At 53.6% G+C, this 18,940-nt stretch carries 19 protein-coding genes and 2 pseudogenes; 18 read left to right on the top strand and 3 right to left on the bottom strand.

Annotated elements, in window-relative coordinates; genetic code table 11:
- The first annotated feature begins 1 nt into the window (after position 1).
- The 14 genes and pseudogenes from BQ5383_RS06120 to BQ5383_RS06055 all read left to right on the top strand — a co-directional run bounded on the left by BQ5383_RS06120 (position 2) and on the right by BQ5383_RS06055 (position 12,582).
- Positions 2-742: an energy-coupling factor transporter transmembrane component T gene (locus tag BQ5383_RS06120; RefSeq protein WP_071430346.1), complete on the top strand. Its 741-nt coding sequence runs from the start codon at positions 2-4 to the stop codon at positions 740-742.
- Positions 739-2,232 (top strand): ATP-binding cassette domain-containing protein, encoded by a 1,494-nt coding sequence (locus BQ5383_RS06115; protein ID WP_071430344.1) that lies wholly within the window; start codon positions 739-741, stop codon positions 2,230-2,232. Before BQ5383_RS06120 ends, BQ5383_RS06115 begins: the two co-directional genes overlap by 4 nt.
- On the top strand, positions 2,219-2,590 hold the full coding sequence (locus tag BQ5383_RS06110) for a metal-dependent transcriptional regulator (protein WP_071430342.1): 372 nt from the start codon (positions 2,219-2,221) through the stop codon (positions 2,588-2,590). The genes BQ5383_RS06115 and BQ5383_RS06110 overlap by 14 nt, the downstream gene beginning before the upstream one ends.
- A gap of 504 nt (positions 2,591-3,094) precedes the next feature.
- A complete protein-coding gene (locus BQ5383_RS06100; RefSeq protein ID WP_071430338.1) occupies positions 3,095-3,376 on the top strand; it encodes a DUF4315 family protein in 282 nt (93 codons plus the stop codon).
- Positions 3,345-3,878, top strand: a pseudogene (locus tag BQ5383_RS21865) (SH3 domain-containing protein); the annotation flags it as partial. The gene BQ5383_RS06100 and the pseudogene BQ5383_RS21865, both read left to right, overlap by 32 nt.
- A gap of 111 nt (positions 3,879-3,989) precedes the next feature.
- Positions 3,990-4,544 (top strand): annotated as a pseudogene (locus BQ5383_RS21860) (DUF4366 domain-containing protein); the annotation flags it as partial.
- Positions 4,541-6,637 carry a type IA DNA topoisomerase gene (locus BQ5383_RS06090; protein WP_071430334.1) on the top strand — a complete coding sequence of 699 codons (2,097 nt, stop codon included), beginning with the start codon at positions 4,541-4,543 and terminating at the stop codon, positions 6,635-6,637. The pseudogene BQ5383_RS21860 and the gene BQ5383_RS06090, both read left to right, overlap by 4 nt.
- Positions 6,627-7,154: a hypothetical protein gene (locus BQ5383_RS06085; RefSeq protein WP_071430332.1), complete on the top strand. Its 528-nt coding sequence runs from the start codon at positions 6,627-6,629 to the stop codon at positions 7,152-7,154. The genes BQ5383_RS06090 and BQ5383_RS06085 overlap by 11 nt, the downstream gene beginning before the upstream one ends.
- 12 nt (positions 7,155-7,166) lie before the next feature.
- Entirely contained in the window at positions 7,167-9,026 is a 1,860-nt protein-coding gene (locus tag BQ5383_RS06080) for an antirestriction protein ArdA (RefSeq protein ID WP_071430330.1), read from the top strand.
- Entirely contained in the window at positions 9,023-9,205 is a 183-nt protein-coding gene (locus tag BQ5383_RS06075; protein ID WP_071430328.1) for a hypothetical protein, read from the top strand. Before BQ5383_RS06080 ends, BQ5383_RS06075 begins: the two co-directional genes overlap by 4 nt.
- A 477-nt stretch (positions 9,206-9,682) precedes the next feature.
- Positions 9,683-10,198: a hypothetical protein gene (locus tag BQ5383_RS06070; protein WP_071430326.1), complete on the top strand. Its 516-nt coding sequence runs from the start codon at positions 9,683-9,685 to the stop codon at positions 10,196-10,198.
- Positions 10,199-10,210: 12 nt separating this feature from the next.
- Positions 10,211-11,026: a class I SAM-dependent methyltransferase gene (locus tag BQ5383_RS06065; protein ID WP_071430324.1), complete on the top strand. Its 816-nt coding sequence runs from the start codon at positions 10,211-10,213 to the stop codon at positions 11,024-11,026.
- Positions 11,027-11,040: 14 nt separating this feature from the next.
- Entirely contained in the window at positions 11,041-11,700 is a 660-nt protein-coding gene (locus BQ5383_RS06060) for an L-2-amino-thiazoline-4-carboxylic acid hydrolase (RefSeq protein WP_044993466.1), read from the top strand.
- A 15-nt stretch (positions 11,701-11,715) separates the two neighbouring features.
- Positions 11,716-12,582 (top strand): alpha/beta fold hydrolase, encoded by an 867-nt coding sequence (locus BQ5383_RS06055; protein WP_071430322.1) that lies wholly within the window; start codon positions 11,716-11,718, stop codon positions 12,580-12,582.
- A 48-nt stretch (positions 12,583-12,630) separates the two neighbouring features.
- On the opposite strand, the gene BQ5383_RS06050 is transcribed toward BQ5383_RS06055, so the two are convergent.
- The 3 genes from BQ5383_RS06050 to BQ5383_RS06040 all read right to left on the bottom strand — a co-directional run bounded on the left by BQ5383_RS06050 (position 12,631) and on the right by BQ5383_RS06040 (position 14,698).
- Entirely contained in the window at positions 12,631-12,966 is a 336-nt protein-coding gene (locus BQ5383_RS06050) for a DUF6050 family protein (protein ID WP_071434910.1), read from the bottom strand.
- 92 nt (positions 12,967-13,058) lie between these two features.
- Complete coding sequence (locus tag BQ5383_RS06045; RefSeq protein WP_071430320.1) at positions 13,059-14,408, bottom strand: relaxase/mobilization nuclease domain-containing protein; 1,350 nt, start codon at positions 14,406-14,408, stop codon at positions 13,059-13,061.
- Positions 14,369-14,698, bottom strand: coding sequence for a plasmid mobilization protein (locus BQ5383_RS06040; RefSeq protein WP_071430318.1), 330 nt, complete (start codon positions 14,696-14,698; stop codon positions 14,369-14,371). Before BQ5383_RS06040 ends, BQ5383_RS06045 begins: the two co-directional genes overlap by 40 nt.
- A gap of 301 nt (positions 14,699-14,999) precedes the next feature.
- Between BQ5383_RS06040 and BQ5383_RS06035 the strand changes: the two genes are divergently transcribed.
- The 4 genes from BQ5383_RS06035 (at position 15,000) to BQ5383_RS06020 (ending at position 18,940) form a co-directional block, all read left to right on the top strand.
- On the top strand, positions 15,000-16,055 hold the full coding sequence (locus tag BQ5383_RS06035) for a helix-turn-helix domain-containing protein (protein ID WP_235821950.1): 1,056 nt from the start codon (positions 15,000-15,002) through the stop codon (positions 16,053-16,055).
- Between the two features lie 117 nt (positions 16,056-16,172).
- Complete coding sequence (locus tag BQ5383_RS06030) at positions 16,173-16,778, top strand: MptD family putative ECF transporter S component (protein ID WP_071430316.1); 606 nt, start codon at positions 16,173-16,175, stop codon at positions 16,776-16,778.
- 3 nt (positions 16,779-16,781) lie between these two features.
- Positions 16,782-17,459 carry an energy-coupling factor transporter transmembrane component T family protein gene (locus tag BQ5383_RS06025; RefSeq protein WP_071430314.1) on the top strand — a complete coding sequence of 226 codons (678 nt, stop codon included), beginning with the start codon at positions 16,782-16,784 and terminating at the stop codon, positions 17,457-17,459.
- Positions 17,459-18,940, top strand: a complete 1,482-nt coding sequence (locus tag BQ5383_RS06020; protein ID WP_071430311.1) for an ABC transporter ATP-binding protein — start codon at positions 17,459-17,461, stop codon at positions 18,938-18,940. Before BQ5383_RS06025 ends, BQ5383_RS06020 begins: the two co-directional genes overlap by 1 nt.

Genomic DNA, 18,940 nt, shown 5'->3' with positions numbered 1-18,940 from the left:
AATGATGCAGTATCCGGCTTACATACCAGAAAAGAGGAAAGGCTTTTCCCTTGATCCCAGGACAAAGTTACTTTTCATGGTGCTGATAGCAACATTAATGTTTGTTGTTTATAACAACATGCCTTACATCTGCGTATTGGCAGGACTACCCTTTTTGCTCCTTATTGTTAACGGTCAGAAAAAAACAGCAGTGATTTATGGTAGCTTATTTGTTTTGGCTGTGATTGCCAATTATATAAAAGACATTGCTACTCTGCCTCAACTGTTAAACGGTATTGTTGTCCTTCTAATTGCATTGGTCTTGCGGTTATTTCCAACCTTTATGATGGGTTATTACATCATAAAGTCTACGAAAGCGGATGAATTTGTATCTTCTATGGAGCGTTGGCATGTTTCTAAAAAGGTGCTGATTCCGATTGCTGTGGTATTTCGCTTTGTACCAACCATGCAGGAAGAATCCCAATCTATTACTGAAGCTATGCGGATGAGGGGAATTCAATTTGGTACAAAAAAGTTCTGGAAGTCTCCCGGTACTATTTTGGAGTACCGGCTGATACCGCTTCTGATCTCCGTTGTAAAAATAGGAGATGAATTATCAGCCGCTGCTTTAACTCGCGGATTGGGTAACTCAGTTAAACGAACCAATATTGCACAAATCGGATTCAGCAAAAATGATGCTATTGTATTGATAATATCAATATTTCTGTTATTATGGGCATTTGCATTGGGGGTGATGTCGTGATTGAATTGGACAATGTATCTTTTACCTATAATAGTTCAGAGCGTGAAAGCGGCGTACATAATATTTCTATCACGATTCCTACAGGTCAGGTAGTCTTATTTTGTGGAGAATCCGGCTGTGGAAAAACAACACTGACGAGAATCATCAATAAACTTATCCCAGAGTATTATGAGGGAAAAATGTCAGGTAAAGTAATAATCGATGATAAAGATGTAACAGGACAGACCATTTATGATTTTAATGGAAAAATAGGAACCGTATTCCAGAATCCTCGCAGCCAATTTTTTAATGTGGATACGACCAGCGAGATTGCTTTTGGGTGCGAAAACTATGGTATCGAACAACAGGAAATATTAAGACGAATAGGACAAGCCATTGGAGAAATGAAAATCCAAAATCTTATGGGACGTAACCTTTTTGCTTTGTCCGGGGGGGAAAAACAGAAGGTGGCCTGCGCTTCTGTATCTGCGATGGAACCAGATATATTTATATTGGATGAGCCTTCCTCGAATTTGGATGTTGCTACCATTTGGGATTTGAGACAGGCAATCATTGGGTGGAAGAAAAAAGGAAAAACGATATTGATTGCGGAACATAGGCTGTATTACCTAATGGATGTTGTGGATCGAATTATAATTTTACAGAATGGACAGATCGAAAGAGATATAGATGCCGCATCATTTTGGAAGTATGACGATACGGAAGTTATACACATGGGGTTACGTTCACGGAATCCGACAGTGTTTCAAAAAATACCTTCCATAAGTCAAAAAAAAGGTGTTATCAATATCTATGACTTTTCCTTTGCATATGACAAGAAGCATTCCCTATTAGATATTCCAATGCTATCTATTCCTAAAGGAAGTATTGTGGCAGTTCTTGGGCATAATGGAGCAGGGAAAACCACCTTTGGAAAATGCCTGTGTGGACTGTTGAAAGGTGCAAAAGGAACGGTTGAGATGGATGGAGTTTCTTATGATACAAAGGAACGGTTGAAAATCAGCTATATGGTTATGCAAGATGTAAACCATCAGCTTTTTACGGAAAGTGTTCTGGATGAGATTCTGTTAAGCATGTCTGGAGAAGATGAAGAATTAGATAGAAACAACGCTATAAGCATATTAGATAGTCTAAATCTGGAAGCGTTCTCGGAATATCATCCTATGTCTCTTTCAGGAGGGCAAAAGCAGAGAGTGGCTATTGGCAGTGCAATCGCCTCAGCTAAGTCCATTCTCCTATTTGACGAACCTACCAGCGGATTAGACTATCATCATATGCTGGAGGTTGCAGATAATCTACAACAACTCAGTAATATGGGAAAAACAGTTTTTGTGATTACTCATGATCCAGAGTTGATCGGAAAATGCTGCAATTATTTCGTCTTTATAGAAAATGGGAAAGTTAAATGGAGCGATGGCTGGAATTATATTAGTAAACAAAAACTATCGGAGTTTTTTGTACCTGTAGATAGAAACTATGAAGCTACATAAATCCGGGGAGGACTACCTGGAAACCATCCTTGTTCTCCAAAAGAAACGCGGTATGGTGCGCTCCGTAGATGTGGCCCGGCACATGGAGGTGTCAAAGCCCAGCGTGTGCCATGCAGTGGCTACCTTGCGGAACGGCGGCTTTCTCACAATGGACAAAGATCATTTTCTCCATCTGACCGATGTAGGCCGCGAGGTCGCTGAAAAAATCTATGAGAGACATTGTTTCTTTACCGAACAGCTTATCGCAGCGGGCGTTGACCCTGAAACTGCGGAGGCCGACGCCTGCCGGATTGAACACATCATCAGTGACGAGAGCTTTTCGCGGCTGAAAGAGGCAGCCGCACAAGAGCAAGAATAAACTGAATAAGGCAAGCTATCCTGCCCCGCCAGACGGGAAAGAAAAAAACCGTTGCAGGGCAGGTAGCTTCGTGCGCCCATAATGGATTTTCAAAGACTGCGGCGGTTTTGAGTACATCAAGGCCGCCGTTCCTTATGCCCTCAACAAAGGAGTGACGCCTATACGCTGACACGGCGGCTTTAGGAGGGAGCCGCCGTGAAGCAAAGAACGCTTCGACAAATTCAGACGATATTTCACTACCGTCAAAAAAAGCCCAGTCAACGAACAGGCTCCGTCTGGTAGCCGGTGCGAAAATTGTCATTCTGTAAGTGAATATTGGAGTTTTTGCGCTCGAATAGCTTTCTGCTGTCCGGGCGTTTTTTCATACCTGTGGAGCCGGAACATCGGGTCAGCATGGCCCGAACTTTATCCCCGGTGCCGATCCCCGCCGCCCCATTCAGATTTACCAAAAAAATCTGAATGGAGGAAAGGCAGATGGAAGTTATGGAAAGGAGTTTTGCACACATGGCAACTGTTGAGAAGATCCGCCGTGACATTGAAAAGACCAAGGAGAAAATCTCCGAGCAGCAGAAGCGCCTCCGCGCCCTGGAGGCCCAGCTCACCGAGGAGGAGAACCTGGAGATCGTCCGCATGGTCAAGGCGGTGAAGATGGACAACCGGGAACTGACGGCCTTCCTGAAGGCCTACGCCAGCGGCCTCATCACCCTGCCGGAGGGCATGATGGAGGCGGAGGCCGCGGCGGACCCCGGCGAGAATGAGATGGAGGATACCGAGTATGAAGAATAAGAAGATCATCCGCCTGTTTACGGCGGCCCTGGCCGTGGCGCTCTGTGCCACGGCCTTTGCTGTCCCCGCTTTCGCCGGCGGTGGGGAGGGCGAACCCTACTACACCGAAACTGCCGGGACGGAGGCGGACCCTGCGGAGGACGCCGAGGCCCCGGAGGTCACTATCACTGATGAGGAAGATCCCGCCGGCGATGATAGCGCGGACAATAACACGGAGGCAGACGGGGACACCCTGGACCAGATCACCGAACTGCTGGGCGGCCTGGGGACTGTGACTGTCACCGAGGACGGTATCCTGTTCACCCCTGACACGGAGAAATGGGAAACCCAGCAGACCGGCACCGTGACCACCTGCGGCGGCAACCTGAATGTCCGCACCGGCGCTGGGCTGGATAACGACGCCTTCACCCAGCTTCCCGATGGGGCGCAGGTAGAAGTCATCGGCACCGAGGGCGAATGGGTCAAGGTGCTTCTGCCGGAGCGGGAGGGCTATGTTCATTCCGACTACCTGACCATCACGGACACGGGCAGCTTCTCCCTCTCCCTGGACGGGACGGACCTCTCCGCCCTGCTGGAGCTGTTCGCCTCCGGCCTCTCCGGGGGCGGAGGGGCAGCCCTGACCCCGGATGGGAACCTGTCCCTCATTGACGACCTGGGCGGGACATCCTCCGGCAAGCAGTTCATCACGGTGGAGACAAAGGGCGGCAACGTGTTCTATCTCATCATCGACCGGGATGACGAGGGGGCGCAGACCGTCCACTTCCTGAACCAGGTGGACGAGGCGGACCTCCTGGCACTGATGGAGGATGGCGAGGCCCAGGAGGCGCCGGCGGTCTGCACCTGTACGGAGAAATGCCAGGCCGGGGCGGTGAACACCTCCTGCGAGGTGTGCGCGGTGAATATGGCCGAGTGCGCCGGCGCGGAGCCGGAGCCGGAACCCGAACCGGAGCCGGAGGCGGAGAAGTCCGGGGGCATGGGCGCCCTGGCGCTGGCCCTGGTGCTGCTGGTGCTGTGCGGCGGCGGAGCCTTCGCCTATATCAAGTTCATCAAGCCCAAGCAGGCGGCCAAGGCCAGCGCGGACCCGGACGACTATGATTTTGAGGATGAGGAGGACTACATCAACGAGGACGAACCGGAACAGGAAGAAGAAACGGAGGAAACGAAATGAAGCTGGTGATCTGCGAGAAACCGAGTGTTGCAAAAGCCGTCGCGTCGGCCCTGGGCGTCACATCCAGGGCCGACGGCTGTTTTGAGGGGAATGGGCTCATCGTTTCCTGGTGTGTGGGCCATTTGGTGTCCCCGATGGATGCGGCGGGCTATGACCCCGGCTACAAGAAATGGCGGTATGATGACCTTCCCATCCTGCCGGAGCCCTTCCGCTATGTGCTGGTGAAGGACAAGGAGGACGCCTTCCAGAACTTGAAGTGCCTCATGGACCGGGAGGATGTCACCGAGCTGGTCAACGCCTGCGACGCCGGGCGGGAGGGCGAGCTCATCTTCCGGCTGGTCTATGAGATGGCGGGATGCCAGAAGCCCTTCTCCCGTCTGTGGATCTCTTCCATGGAGGACGCGGCGATCCGGGAGGGCTTCCAGGACCTGCGCCCCGGCGCGGAGTATGACCCGCTGTACCAGTCCGCCCTCTGCCGCCAGAAAGCAGACTGGCTCATTGGGATCAACGCCACAAGACTTTTTTCTGTCCTCTACCACCGCACCCTGAATGTGGGGCGGGTGCAGACCCCCACCCTTGCCATGCTGGTGGACCGGGACAGCAAAATCACAATGTTCCGCAAAGAGAAATACCATCATGTGCGCCTGACCCTGGGCGGGGCCGAGGCGGTGTCGGAGAAGATCGCCGCCCCGGAGGAGGCGGAGGCCCTGAGGGCGGCCTGTGCCGGCGCGGAGGCAGTCTGCGCTTCCGTCACCCGTGAACAGAAGAAAGAGGCACCGCCCAGGCTCTACGACCTGACCACCCTCCAGCGGGAGGCCAACCGCATCTTCGGCTACACGGCGAAACAGACGCTGGACTACGCACAATCCCTCTATGAGAAAAAGCTGCTGACCTATCCCCGGACGGACAGTCGGTTTTTGACCGCCGACATGGCGGAGACCGCTTCGGTGGTCCTCCACCTGGCGGCCAAGGTACCGCCCTTTGACGGGTGCGGGGAGTTCTTCCCGGATGTGTCCTTGCTGGTAAATGACAAGAAGGTGTCCGACCACCACGCCATCATCCCCACGCTGGAGCTGGAGAAGGCGGACCTGTCCGAACTGCCCGTGGGTGAGCGCAATATCCTTCTGTTGGTGTGCCGGGAGCTGCTGTGCGCGGTTGCGGAGCCCTATGTGTACGAGGCGGTGACGGCGACCTTTACCTGCGGCGGGCAGACCTTCACCGCCAAGGGGCGGCGCATCCTCTCCGAGGGCTGGCGTGAGATCGACCACATTTTCCGCGTTTCCCTGAAGGAGCAGCCGGAGGGCGAGGCGGAACCCGCCGCTCTGCCGGACTTCACCGAGGGTCAACTTTTTGACCAGGTGGAGGCCGCTGTCACCGAACACTTCACCGCCCCGCCCAAGGCGTACACGGAGGACACCCTCCTGGCGGCGATGGAGACTGCCGGGAAAGAGGAGATGCCGGAGGACGCCGAGCGCAAGGGCCTGGGCACCCCGGCCACCAGGGCGGCGATCCTGGAGAAGCTGGTGGCGGCCGGGTTTGTGGAGCGCAAAGGGAAAAGTCTCATCCCTACCAAGGCGGGGATTAACCTGGTCACCGTCCTGCCGGATACTTTGACCTCTCCCATGCTCACGGCGGAGTGGGAGCAGAAGCTGACCGCCATCGCCAGGGGTGAGGGCGATCCCGCCGCTTTCATGGCGGGGATCTCTGACATGGCGCGGGAGCTGGTGAAAACCTATTCCCACATCTCCGAGGAGGGCCAGAAGCTGTTTGCCCCGGAGCGGGAGGCCGTGGGCCTCTGTCCCCGCTGCGGCAAGCCGGTCTATGAGGGCAGGAAGAACTTTTACTGCTCCGACCGCTCCTGCCGCTTCGTGCTGTGGAAGGACGACCGTTTCTGGACCTCCCGCAAGAAGGAGCTGACAAAGAAGATGGCCGCCGACCTTTTGAAGAAGGGCCGCACCTCCGTCAAGGGGATGTGGTCTGAAAAGAAGGGCGCCGCCTATGACGCGGTGGTGGTGCTGGACGATACCGGCGAGAAGTATGTCCGCTTCAAATTGGAGTTACCCAAACGGAAGGAGGGCGTGAATGGCAGATAAAGCAATCCCGGATATTTCCCTGGGCGGCGCTGAACAGAACATGAGCCGGGAGGAGCTGGCGGCGGTAGCGAAAGCCGTTGCCGCCCTATCCCAGGAGGACCGGGATCTTCTGGCTGCTGTCCAGGAGTCCCCCTATCGGCTGACCACGGCGGAGCAGTTCCTGGAATTTGAGAAAAATGTGGACTGCTTCGTGCTGGAGCCCCATGTTCGGACCCTGGAGGACCTGGGCTGGGAGTACCTGGAGGAGAAACTGACCATCGGCCTGACGGACGACCTCCGGGCCGCCATTGACCCCGCCCCCTTCGGCCGGCGCGCCCTGGAGGAGGACCGGGGGTGCTTCACCAGCCGGGGGTATCTGTTCCCCACGGATGACCCATGGCAGCACGACCGCCCCCAGGCGAAGCAGGCGGACCGCAAGCCCTCCATCAAGGAGCGGCTGGAACAGAGCAAACAGGAGTGCAGGAACAAAAATAAGGCCCAGGCGCCCCGCAAGGGGAAGTCTGAGCCGGAGCTGTAAGGAGGTGCGTATATGCCCCATTATGAATATGACAAGGATTATCCCTTTGCCGCCTTCATCACCAACCTGGGCAAGTACAACGAGGGCGACCTGGTGGGCGAATGGGTGAAGTTCCCCACCACGCCAGAGGAGATGCAGAAGGTATTTGAACGGATCGGCATTGGGCAGAAGGATGACTTCGGCCAGCCCTATGAGGAGTGGTTCATCACTGACTATGACTGCTATGTGGACGGCCTCTACGACAAGCTGGGCGAGTATGAGAACCTGGACGAGCTCAACTACCTGGCCTCCAAACTGGACGAGATGAGCCAGGGCGAGTACGAACAGTTCCAGGCGGCGATGGAGATCGGCGACCATTCGGGCAGCTTGCAGGAGATCATCAACCTGACCGAGAACCTAGACTGCTACGACATTTACCCCGACATCCACGACCACGACGACCTGGGCCGGTATTACATCGAGGAGCTGGACGCCATGCAGGTGCCGGAGCACCTGCGGAACTACATCGACTATGAGGCCTACGGCCGGGACGTCGCCCTGGAGGAGGGCGGCGAGTTCACCGACCTGGGGTATGTGCGGGACACCGGGAGCAGCTTCCATGAGTATTACGATGGGGAGCATGGCAGCATCCCGGAGGAATACCGGGTGATGACCTTCCAGGACGCGGAGGAGCTGACCGAGGAGGAAAAATCCGAATGGGCGATGGACATCGCCTACGATATGGACGAGTTCTTCCGCCAGCACGACCCGCAGTATGCCGCCGAGCACCCGGAGGAGCACGCGGCCAAGGAGGAGATCTACGAAAATCTGATGGCCGGCCGCATTTCCGCCCTGGATGAGAAGCTGGCCGCCCTGGGGCAGACCCAGGAGGACTATCTCCCTTCGGAGATTGAGAAATTCAAAGACGCCACCGGCTATGAGGAATTTCTTGACTTTGATCCGGCTGTAATCAAAGCGGCATTGGAGGACCCGGACAAGTCCCATGTGGACGAGATGCTGGCCTTTGCGGAGCAGGCGGGCCGGGAGTATGAGGCGGAGCTGGCCGGACAGACCCCGGCGCCCTCCCCGGATGACCGGGAGACCGGCGAAACGGTGCGGACTCCCAGGGGCACCTTCTATGTGACGGATATGAGCCGGGAGCAGATGGAGGCGGCCGGGTACGGCTTCCACCATCAGTCTGACGATGGGAAGTACCTCATCATGGGCAACGGTTCCCGTTCCTTCGCTATCCGCAGCGAGGAGGCCCAGGAACATATCACCCCGGAGAAGATGACCGTTTTGGTGGTGGAGCCCAGGAAGGAACCCTACCTGAAGGAGATCGACCCCGGCCTTCACTCGCTGCAAGCGGAGGTGGGCGGCGACATTACCGCCTCCTATCCTTTCTCTGACCCTGTGGGGCTGGTCTGCAACGATGAGGGCAAGCTGATCGGCCTGGAACTGAACCGGGGCCTGCGGGATGAGGAGGGCAACCTCTATGACATCATGGCCGGCACCTTCCTGGTGGTGGGCCTGAGCGAGGAGGACTTCACCTCGCTGCCCCCGGAGCTGGCGCAGAAGTACACGGAACATTTCAAGCAGCCGGAGCAGTTCATCAACCTGAACGGGCAGATCATCGCCCTGCCGGTAGAGCCGGAAAATCCTCTCCGCACCGCCGAGATGACCGTGGAGGACGACTACGGGATGATCGATGGGGTTATCAATAACGGCCGCAAGGGGGAGGAGCAGGAGGCGGCGAAGGCCGAGGCGGCCCGGACATCCCCGGAGAAGCGCCCCTCCATCCGGGAACGGCTGGAGGAGGCCAAGCGGGAGTGCGGCGAGCGCAAGCCCCCGGACAAGGCCCACCAGAAGAAGCCCCGGGAGCACGACCTATGAGCCGGAGCAAGAAGTGGCGGCTGGAATGGGCTTTCTTCCTGGGGGAGAACGGCCGCCGCAGGTACAACAAGATCTGCAAGGGCTGTGTCCATCCCTGCAAGCAGAGTTTCCGGGCAGTCCTCATCGCCTGTCCCCATTACCAGTCCGCACGCGCGAAAAAGTGTGCAGATAGGGGTTGAAAATGGGCTGAAAAATCGTCTGTGGCAGCTTTTCCGGGAGCCGCCCTTATGATTTCCCATGCGGGCTTCTCCCTCTGATTTGAGGGGTGCAAAGAGGCTGTTTTGAACGCTTTTCCATAACAGAGCGGGAGCGCCGCCTTCGGTTTGGGCCGAGGGTGACGCTCCCGCTTCTTTTTTTGTTCTCTTTTTTCTCTTTCCATCAGGATCGGACAGGAAGGATATTCGCCGTAGTAGGCGCTGTGGGAATGTGCGTAAACGGTCATGCTTGCGGAGCTGTGGGAAAGCCGGCGGCTTTTCCATCGGGCCGTGAATATCTGCTTTCCATCGGCGGAGCGGCCGTTTTCCACATTTCCATAGTGCAAAATCGCAGGATGGCATCAATGGTGCATTGCTTTTTCATGCGGGATAAGATATACTGAACATATAGGTTAGTTATTGCTAACCTATTGATTTGCTTACAAGTGAAAGGGGATGTATATGAACTGGACGCGCACCATCCTGGACGGGCTCGCCATGGCGGCCTATTTTAACCTGTTCGCCGCGGCGGTGGCACTGTATAAGCCCCGGTTGATGTTTCCCTGCTATCCGCCCGCCATCATCAAGGCGGCAAAAGATCCGCCGACAAAGGCCGAAAACCGTTTTTACCGGCTTTGGATCTGCTTCGGGGAGTGGCTGCCCCTCCTTCTCTATGGTGCGGTCAGCACTGTGGAGGGCGGGACAACCGGATTCTGGCGTCTATCCCTGATGGGATACATCCAGTGGATGATGATCAACATAGGCGATCTTCTTTTTCTGGATGTGTGGCTGATCCAGAAAAAAGCGAAAGACCGTTTTGTGATCCCTGGTACAGAGGGACATCCCGGCTATGAGTTCACAGACTGGATGAAGGGCTATGCGCTGCCAGAGCACCTGCTCCAATGGCCGCTGCTGCTGTGCCCGCTCATGGCGGCGGCTCAGGCGGGATTGGGGCTGTTATTGCAAAAGATAGGATAGGAGATGGTTCAAATGAAACAACATCAAAAGCAACAAAAAATAATCCGACTCGGCACCCACGGCGAGGACTACGGAAGCTGGATGTCTAACCCGGTTTTTTACATGATCGGTGGGCTGTTGACCCTGTCGGCGGTGCTGGCAGCGATATCCTTTTCCATGTTTCATATTGCCGCGCTCGGCATCCTGTTCTCTGTTGCCGCAGCGGCGCTGCTTGCCCTGCTGATCTGGTGTGCATGGATACGGAAACAGTACGCTTTCGGCGGCGGAGGAATGATGGAGCGGGTCCATCAGGTCGTCCTCTCCCATCTGGATTTTGACGGGCAGGGACAACTTCTGGAGGTTGGATGCGGCTCCGGCGCACTGAGCATACGGGCGGCTCTCACCTGGCCGGACGCCCAAATCACCGGCATGGACTATTGGGGTGTGGCCTACGGCTATGGTCAGGCCATGTGCGAGAAAAATGCCGAGAGCGAGGGCGTCGGCTTCAGGTGTGCGTTCCGGCACGGGGATGCCAACAAGCTGGATTTCCCTGATGAGAGTTTCGACGCCGTGGTGAGCAACTATGTCTACCACAATGTAATGGGTGCGGACAAGCAGGCTCTGCTGTTGGAGACCCTGCGGGTGCTGAAAAAGGGCGGCGTCTTTGCGCTCAACGATGACATGAAGCCAAAAAAGTACGGGGACATGGATGCCTTTGTCCAAAAGCTGCGGGACATGGGCTATGAGGACGTGCGCCTCATCGACACCGCCCAGGAGGCTTTCGGTTCCCGCCGGCGGGCGGCCATGATGATGCTGGGCGACTCCCGGATGCTGGCGGGGCGGAAGTAAGACGGAGGTTTGTCATGAACTATACATATTGTGAAAGGCTGATGTGGGTTGCCATCGCTCCTGCCGCATTTCGGTATCTGGCAAGGCAGGAGTTGGGATGGGATATTTCTGCGTTGAAGCAGCTCTCTAAGCAGATTTACCGGCAAATGGTATCCCGTACCCCGGATATTGGCTCCATGATGGAAAACCCGTTGCGGGTCTGCCTGACTGGTGGAATTCTATGGCTGTCTATCTATAAGGCGGCAGAAGAAAAAATGAGTGAAAAGTGCTTTGAGGGCATGGTAAGTGCCAGTATGCGTTCTCCTCTGGTTGTGACCGCCTTCCGGGGCAAAGCCAAGACTGCATTTACATTGAAGGCTCAATATAAGCGAGCAGCGACTGCATCTTTGGCGGATGCAGATAGGAACCCCTTTCAGTGGAATGCCGAGGTCATCTTCGGCCGGGATGCAGAGGAATATACGATCCTTTACCACCAGTGCGGTCTGTGTGCCCTGGGCCGACAGGAGGGCCTTCCTCATCTGGTTCCCTATCTATGCGCTCTGGACACGATGTCCGTCGACTGGATGGGTGGGCGGCTCTACCGTACCAAAACGCTGGCTGCCGGCGGTGACTGCTGTGACTTTTATATCTGCAAAAAGGGTTCCCGTTGGGACAAAGAACGGCAGGGAAAATAGAAAAAGGAAGATTTGATGACGCTTGCAGAATTTCGCCGGACTTATCCCGCCGCCACCTTCACGGTCAGCAGCGGGAAACTCTTTACCTATCGCTACTATCAAAATCGCCAGGCCAAAGCCACGCTGGTCCTGCTCACGGGCGGCATTGGGCTGTCCGACCTGTTTTATAAGCACTTTGCCCGGTTCGCCAGGGATTTTTCGGTGCTGACCTTTGACTATCAGCTCCAGTTCGGGGACAACGGCGAGTTTGCCGATGCCGTGGCTGAACTACTCCGCCACCTGAAGGAAAAGGTCTGGTTGGTGGGACAGTCCCTGGGCGGCGTAGTGGCCCAGGTCATCGCCTCCCGCCACCCGGAAGTGGTGGAGGGGCTGGTCCTCTCCAACACCTGCTCGCTGTCCGGCAACATGAGCAAGGCCGGGTATCAGGATCTGATGAAGATAATCGAAAGCCAGCGGAAGTTCAAAAAATGGCTTGCCTTCCTGCCGTTTCCGCTCATCAAGCGGATGATGAGATGGGCGGTGATGAAAAAGAAAACCGATGGCTTTACAGCCCAGGAAAAGGCCGCTATGGAGGAACTGTGCGGCGCTATGATGGAACTGCTCACCAAGCCCTATGAACAGCACATGATTGACTTTCTCTGTGACGCAGAACACTACTTTGGCATGACCCGCAATGATTTTGCCCCGTGGGAGGGGCGGGTGCTGCTGATTTTGTCCGAGGACGACACCACCTTCACCCCGGCCTGCCGGGAGGACCTGATCGCCCTGATGCCAAGTCCCACGGTGGTCACCGACCTGACCGGCGGCCACCTGGCGCTGATGGTGCGGCTGGAACAGTATGCGGATCTGGTAACAAAATTTATTCTGGAGCGGACACCATGAGGAGAGCCGGCTGGTCAATGCCAGCCGGCTCTCTATCATTTGTCCATCTCAATATCCTACGATCAGGCGGTAGATGGTGAGGGGCACATACCATGCCGCCACCAGCAGGCGCCACACCAGGACGAAGCCGCCGATGATGCCGCCGATCACGAAGTTCAGAACAAACAGGGCGGCGCCGCCGCCCAGGGAGCCGCCGCCCGGCACGATCCACACGCACATCCGATGGATGCCGAAGGGCAGGCCGCAGAGTATCCAGAGCCAGAGAAGATCCAGCTCTCCATTCCTGATGCAGGCGGATTTGAAAATGCAGTACAGCAGCCCGGCGATGGCGACGGGCAAAACTGCCTTCTTGAAAAATTCCTTAACGGCCTCGGTTCTCGTCATTGGCAGCACCTCCATTCCTGCCTCCATTATACAGATAAAATCAGACCGCGCCCAGGGGCTTTTGAAAAGTCCGGCAAAGCGCACAACCGCCTCTATTCCAGTTCGTTGCTCCGCTGCCTGTGCGGTTCGGGTTCCCTCGGCTTTTCCAGCAGAGCCTCCACATTCTGACGGAGGGTGTCGTACTCCCGCTCCTCCCGCTGGGCCTTCCGATATTCTGATTGCAGGGCGGTCCGTCTGGCGGTGAGTTCGTCCATCTCGGCCCGGAGCCGCTTGGTGGCGGGCAGGGGTACGGCGTCCAGGCGTTTCAGCTCCCTTGCCGCCGCCTCGAACAGGATGATCTCGCCCTCATGCCCCCGGAGGAACTTCTCCTTGTCCCTGGACTGGCGGTATTCCTCATACAGTGGACGGAGCTGACGGTAGGTGGCGGCGTGCTTCATGGTGAGGGTCAGCCGCTCCATTTCCTTCTCCGTCGCTCGGAGGTCCGCCTTCACCCTGGCGGTAGCAGCCGCCGCCCCGTCGCACCGCTCGGACAGGTCCTCCAAACTTCCGATGCCATGCTCCGTCAGGAAGTTCAGTGTTTCCGCGGCCCGCTTCAAGTTCTCGATGGTCGCCCAATGCTTGTAGCCGGCGCTCTGCTGGGCTTTGATGTTATTCTGGATGTCAATGAGCAGGCTGGGCTTCCCGGTGCGCTGCTTCGGCTGGCGGGAGGGGCTGGGCCTTCCGGCGATTCGGGCGGTCAGGGCCTCCTCGGCGTAGTCGGCGCCCAGGGTCTTCAGACGGGTGAACCGCTCCTGGCCCGGAGCCCTGGCGGAGATGTACTTGCCCCGTTTCAGCTCATACCCTTCCCGCTGGAGGCGGCGGAGCAGGTCCTCCAGGTCGGCGCAGCCGGGCAGGAGCCGGTCGATGGCGGAGCGCAGCTTTGCCTTGTAGCTGGTGCCGTTCTGTTCCGCCTGGTGTTCGATGTAGCTCTTGCCCTTGTCACGGCCGGGGACGATGACAGACAGGCCATGCTCCTTGCAGATACGGTCGCTGGCGCGGCGGATGAAGTGATAGCTCCGCTTGTTGGAGTGATAGTGCTTGTGGTCCTGAAAGCTGACCGTATTGAAAATCAGGTGATTATGGACGTGGTCTCTGTCTATGTGGGTGGTAAGGACAAATTCATACTTGCCGCCCAGGACCTCCCGCGCCAGCTCCATGCCGATCCGGTGGGCTTCCTCCGGCGTGACCTCCCCAGGCTCAAACGCCTGGATGAGGTGCCTGCCCAGGTTCGTGCCCTTGTCGATGGCATGGCGGCGGGTCCAGGCAAATTCGATGTCGGCGGTCTCGGCGGAGCAGCCGAAGGAGGACACCAGCAGTTTCCCATCTGTCTTATCGGGATTGCAGATATAGTCAATGGCCGCTTTCAGCGTTGACTTAATAGGATGCGTCTTTGTAACTGCCATATCTGGTCCATCCTCTCCCGGATCTCCTCCATGTCGGCCTGGTAGGCCGGACCGCCGGCGTTCAACCGTTTGGCGATCTGATTGATGTTCCGGCCGATGGCGGAGAGGGCGCGGGTCATCTCCTTGATGTCGGTGGTGTCCACCTGGATGATGTACCCATCAATCGCCATTTTGCGGAGATAGGCGCCGCTCCGCTTTGTGTGGAGCTGGGCCATTTTCTCCTCAATGAGCCGCTTTTCCTCCTCTGTCACCCAAAACTTCATCTGGATATTCCGCTTTCGGTTTGCCATGCTGCGCCGCCTCCGTTTCTATAAGGGTCTGGGACTATCCCAGCAAGCAATTTTTGATTTAGGGGCAGGGGTCCCCCCTAAATCAAAAATCCGCCAGTGGGTACTCACTGGCTGTGCTTGCTATCGTAACCCTACCCTCGTATTCTCCCTCTACTAATACTACAATTTGAAACAGAGATTTTGGCTATTTCCATCTAAAAATCTTTAACGTCATGGGCCTTTATCAAAATTTGACACAGAAGAAATTATCACATATACTTAATAGCAGTTAGTTATGGCGAACTGAAGGGAGGAATGGGTGGTGCTGACCTATGAAAAACAAGCACTCTCTGGTGCGATTGAAGTATTATTGCGGTCTGAATTGCCAGACGAATTTGAAGGGACAAAGTTATACGGCTCTCCCGAAGAAGATGAACTACGGCAGGACTGTAAAATATTTCGGCTGTCAAATGAAACAGGGCATGGACGCATTACAGTCTATCAGGTTTTTTCTGGTATTGAGCTTTACTATAACGATATGCACATGGGATATTGCAATCAAAATCAAGCCACAGCTAAAAACATGATAGAGATTAACCATTGTCTGATAGGACGTTTTGAGTGTAGCTTTGGTGAAAATAGTTGCTGCTATATGGCGGAAGGCGATTTGTCGATCAGCTCCATGATGAAGAAAAAGTCAAATTCGTGTTTTCCGCTGAACCACTATCACGGTATTTCTATCATCATCAATCTGGATGAATTGCTGCCGGAAGTACGGCAAATCATGGAGCTATTGAATATTGATTTGCACTACATACAAAAATATATTTGCGAAGGAAACCGTTGCTGCATCATGCGGGCCAATCCGTCTATTGAACATATTTTTTCGGAACTCTATCATGTCCGGGAAAAAAGAAAACCAGGATACATGAAAGTCAAAATGCTGGAACTGCTTCTGTTCTTAAGTGATCTCAATACGGCAGAAGAAGTTTTACAGACGGATTATTTCAATCAAAATCAGGTCGCATTGATTAAAGCAGTAGCGTCCTATATTACGGAGGACTTGACAGCACATCATACGATTGAACAGCTTTCCCAGAAATTCGAGATTTCTACAACAGCATTGAAAAAGTGCTTTCGAGGCGTCTATGGAACCTCTGTCTATTCTTATCTTCGTACCTATCGGCTTCAAGTCGCCAAAAAATTGTTGCTGGAAACCGAGTTGTCAGTAACGGAGATTGCAAGTAAAATCGGATATGAAAATCCGAATAAATTCACTTCTGCCTTCAAAGAAACGTATGGCAGCTCTCCGACGGAATTCAGAAAGAGTGTCCGTTTGGATAGAAGCGGGTCCGTATGGAGTGGCGAAGAAATCTGAGCTGTATTAGAATATCCTTTGTCAGATAAAAGCAGAAAGACCGCTTGAAGCTGGCCTATTTTTTGAATGGTGGGTTAGGTACTGCTAACTTTCTGCAAGACAAAGGAGGATTTCCAAATGGAAAATGAAAAATCGACAGGTAACAAGTACACTGTCAAAGACGCGGCAATCATCGGTATCTTCTGTGCGGTCATGTTCGTTGTATTTATGGTCTATTCGACCCTGACCGGCGCTTCACTGTTCTATTCCATGATTTTTAACGCCGCAGGTGCGGCACTTATCCTCGCACCGTTCTATGTTTATATGTGCATGAAAGTCGGCAAGCATGGCCCCGCTCTTGTCTACAATATCATGTGGGCAATTATCGCCGGATTGATGATGGGGCCATTTATGATTCCGTGGTTTTTGGGCGGCGGTATCATCGCAGAGCTTTCCATGTGCGGAAAGGATGCCTACCATGACATTAAGCGTGTGTCCATTTCGTGGGTAATCACGGCATTGGTTCGCGCTGCACATGGTATGTCAGAAATTTGGTTTTTCAAAGACGCATTTCTTGCCACCGGTGTCAGTGAGCAGCAGGTTCAGGTTCAGACCCAGTATTACACCGATCCGAAGTACGTCCTTTTGAGCCTGGCTGTCACCGCTATCCTGGCCGTCCTTGGCTGCATGATTAGCAACAAACTGATTGTGAAGCACTTCAGAAAGAGTGGCGCGATTAAATAAACTATGAGCATGAAATTTGATTTTCGGACCAAATTGCTTGTCATAGTTCTCACTATGTCGCTTGTGGCGGTGCTCACAAGCGACATTTTGATATACACACTTTTGGGCGTTTTGAGCGTGTATTTGATTATTCAGGGCTTTGGCAGGCAGACAATAAAATATCTAATCGTCTGCGGTGTTTTTATCGTGTTGAGGCTGCTTTCAGGAGGACAGGGCATTACCATTCTTATGCCGGAAATGTTCCTGTTCATGGTGCTGCGTATTTTGATGATGGTTATGGCTGCGCAGCCCGTGATTGGTATGCCGCCGGGAGAAGTTGTAGCAGTTTTTAAGAAAATCCACGCTCCTGATGGAATTGCCCTGCCCGTAACCTTCATGCTGCGTTTCTTCCCTACTGTGCGCAGTGAATTTTCCGATGTGTTTGCCTCACTTCGGCTGCGAAAGCTGTTGTCATGGAAACATCCTCTGGACGCAATGGAGTATATTGTTACGCCTGTTATTTTCCGTTCATCCAGAATAGCTGAAGAACTCGCAGCTTCTGCTGAAAGCAGGGGGATTTCCAATCCGGGAAAACATACCTGCCGCAGGAAGATAGAATTTCAAAAAAGAGATTGGATTATGTGCGTGGTTGCTGTTTGCGTAACCGCACTCTATTTTGTGCTGGAAAGGACGGTAGCATAATGGTAAATGATAAAGCAAGGCGATCCGTTATCCAGTTTGAAGATGTATCTTTTGAATATCCGGGAGCCGAAACAGAAAGTATCCATCATATCAGCCTCGATATAAAAAAGGGCGAGTTCCTTGTTCTGACTGGAGGGAGCGGCTGCGGAAAGACAACTTTAACACGATTGATAAACGGGTTAGCTGAACAATTTTACGAAGGGACGCTGAAAGGGCGAGTCACACTGCTGGGACGCAGCATATCGGAATATCCTCTGTATGAAATCGGGAAAAAAGTAGGTTCAATCTTTCAAGATCCAAAGAGCCAGTTTTTTGCCAGTATTACAGAGGATGAAATTGCGTTCGGGTGTGAAAACTATGGCGTTCCGTATGAAGAACTGGATGGACGGGTTTCAAGTGCGATCAAACGTATTAACGGAGATATGCTGCGCGGGAAAGAAATTTATCCGATGTCCAGCGGAGAAAAACAGAAAATAGCGGTGGCCTCCGTCAATGCTGTTGACCCGGAAATTTATGTGTTTGATGAACCTTCGGCCAATTTGGATATGTATTCCGTTGAGGCGCTTAAAAATTTGATGGGTGGACTAAAAGCGGAAGGCCACACAATCATTGTTGCTGAACACCGGCTTTATTATCTTACTGACCTTGCAGACCGTTTTCTTTATATGGAAAACGGGAGCATAAAAGAAGAATGGACGGCGGGAGAACTGCTCTCTATTCCAGAAGAAAAAAGACGAGCCATAGGAATACGGGCGGCAGATTTACACCATATTGAAGTAGATATTCCCCCTACAAAAGAAAAAGATATGACGATGGAGGTAAAGGATTTGACGTTTTCCTATCGCAAACATCCGGTTTTCCACGATATATCTTTTCGGGCGTATGCTGGCGACCTGATTGCGATTGTAGGCCATAACGGAATAGGGAAAACTACTTTGTCGAATATTCTTTGTGGTATGCAAAAGGAAAAAGAGGGTCAGGTCATATATAACGGGACAAAGGTATCTAAAGGCAAAAGGAAGAATTTTGCCTACTTTGTTATGCAAAATACAGATTGCCAGTTGTTTGGGGACAGCGTAGAAGAAGAACTGCTATTGAACGGAAAAGGAAGTACCCAGGAGCAACGCGATGATCTGCTAAAACTATATGGCTTGTTTGAATGGAAAGAACGGCATCCCGCTACTCTTTCCGGCGGGCAGAAACAACGGCTCGCTCTTGCAGTATCGGATTGGATAGATACCCCCGTTTTGATTTTGGATGAGCCTACCAGCGGTCTTGATTTCAAAAATATGATGAGAATATCGGAGCATTTGAAAGCTCTGGCGCAAAAAGGAAAGACCATTTTAATCATTACCCACGATTATGAATTTGCCGCTATGACTTGCAATCGGGTTCTGCATTTCGTTGATGAAGGTCATGTAGAAGCATTTCCGTTACAGGAAAATTTGTCCCGCTTATATTCCTGCCTTATGTGTCAATGA

This window comes from Angelakisella massiliensis (genome assembly GCF_900104675.1).
GTDB lineage: Bacteria > Bacillota > Clostridia > Oscillospirales > Ruminococcaceae > Angelakisella > Angelakisella massiliensis.
The sequence above is the reverse complement of the archived record's forward strand: the minus strand, read 5'-3'. Positions and strand labels throughout refer to the sequence as shown.

What these genes read in the sequence shown, in the direction of transcription:
- BQ5383_RS06120 (WP_071430346.1), top strand. Translation starts at nt 2, where the DNA reads ATGATGCAGTATCCGGCTTACATACCAGAAAAGAGGAAAGGCTTTTCC.
- BQ5383_RS06110 (WP_071430342.1), top strand. Translation starts at nt 2,219, where the DNA reads ATGAAGCTACATAAATCCGGGGAGGACTACCTGGAAACCATCCTTGTT.
- BQ5383_RS06100 (WP_071430338.1), top strand. Translation starts at nt 3,095, where the DNA reads ATGGCAACTGTTGAGAAGATCCGCCGTGACATTGAAAAGACCAAGGAG.
- BQ5383_RS06090 (WP_071430334.1), top strand. Translation starts at nt 4,541, where the DNA reads ATGAAGCTGGTGATCTGCGAGAAACCGAGTGTTGCAAAAGCCGTCGCG.
- BQ5383_RS06085 (WP_071430332.1), top strand. Translation starts at nt 6,627, where the DNA reads ATGGCAGATAAAGCAATCCCGGATATTTCCCTGGGCGGCGCTGAACAG.
- BQ5383_RS06080 (WP_071430330.1), top strand. Translation starts at nt 7,167, where the DNA reads ATGCCCCATTATGAATATGACAAGGATTATCCCTTTGCCGCCTTCATC.
- BQ5383_RS06075 (WP_071430328.1), top strand. Translation starts at nt 9,023, where the DNA reads ATGAGCCGGAGCAAGAAGTGGCGGCTGGAATGGGCTTTCTTCCTGGGG.
- BQ5383_RS06070 (WP_071430326.1), top strand. Translation starts at nt 9,683, where the DNA reads ATGAACTGGACGCGCACCATCCTGGACGGGCTCGCCATGGCGGCCTAT.
- BQ5383_RS06065 (WP_071430324.1), top strand. Translation starts at nt 10,211, where the DNA reads ATGAAACAACATCAAAAGCAACAAAAAATAATCCGACTCGGCACCCAC.
- BQ5383_RS06060 (WP_044993466.1), top strand. Translation starts at nt 11,041, where the DNA reads ATGAACTATACATATTGTGAAAGGCTGATGTGGGTTGCCATCGCTCCT.
- BQ5383_RS06055 (WP_071430322.1), top strand. Translation starts at nt 11,716, where the DNA reads ATGACGCTTGCAGAATTTCGCCGGACTTATCCCGCCGCCACCTTCACG.
- BQ5383_RS06050 (WP_071434910.1), bottom strand. Translation starts at nt 12,966, where the DNA reads ATGACGAGAACCGAGGCCGTTAAGGAATTTTTCAAGAAGGCAGTTTTG.
- BQ5383_RS06045 (WP_071430320.1), bottom strand. Translation starts at nt 14,408, where the DNA reads ATGGCAGTTACAAAGACGCATCCTATTAAGTCAACGCTGAAAGCGGCC.
- BQ5383_RS06040 (WP_071430318.1), bottom strand. Translation starts at nt 14,698, where the DNA reads ATGGCAAACCGAAAGCGGAATATCCAGATGAAGTTTTGGGTGACAGAG.
- BQ5383_RS06030 (WP_071430316.1), top strand. Translation starts at nt 16,173, where the DNA reads ATGGAAAATGAAAAATCGACAGGTAACAAGTACACTGTCAAAGACGCG.
- BQ5383_RS06025 (WP_071430314.1), top strand. Translation starts at nt 16,782, where the DNA reads ATGAGCATGAAATTTGATTTTCGGACCAAATTGCTTGTCATAGTTCTC.
- BQ5383_RS06020 (WP_071430311.1), top strand. Translation starts at nt 17,459, where the DNA reads ATGGTAAATGATAAAGCAAGGCGATCCGTTATCCAGTTTGAAGATGTA.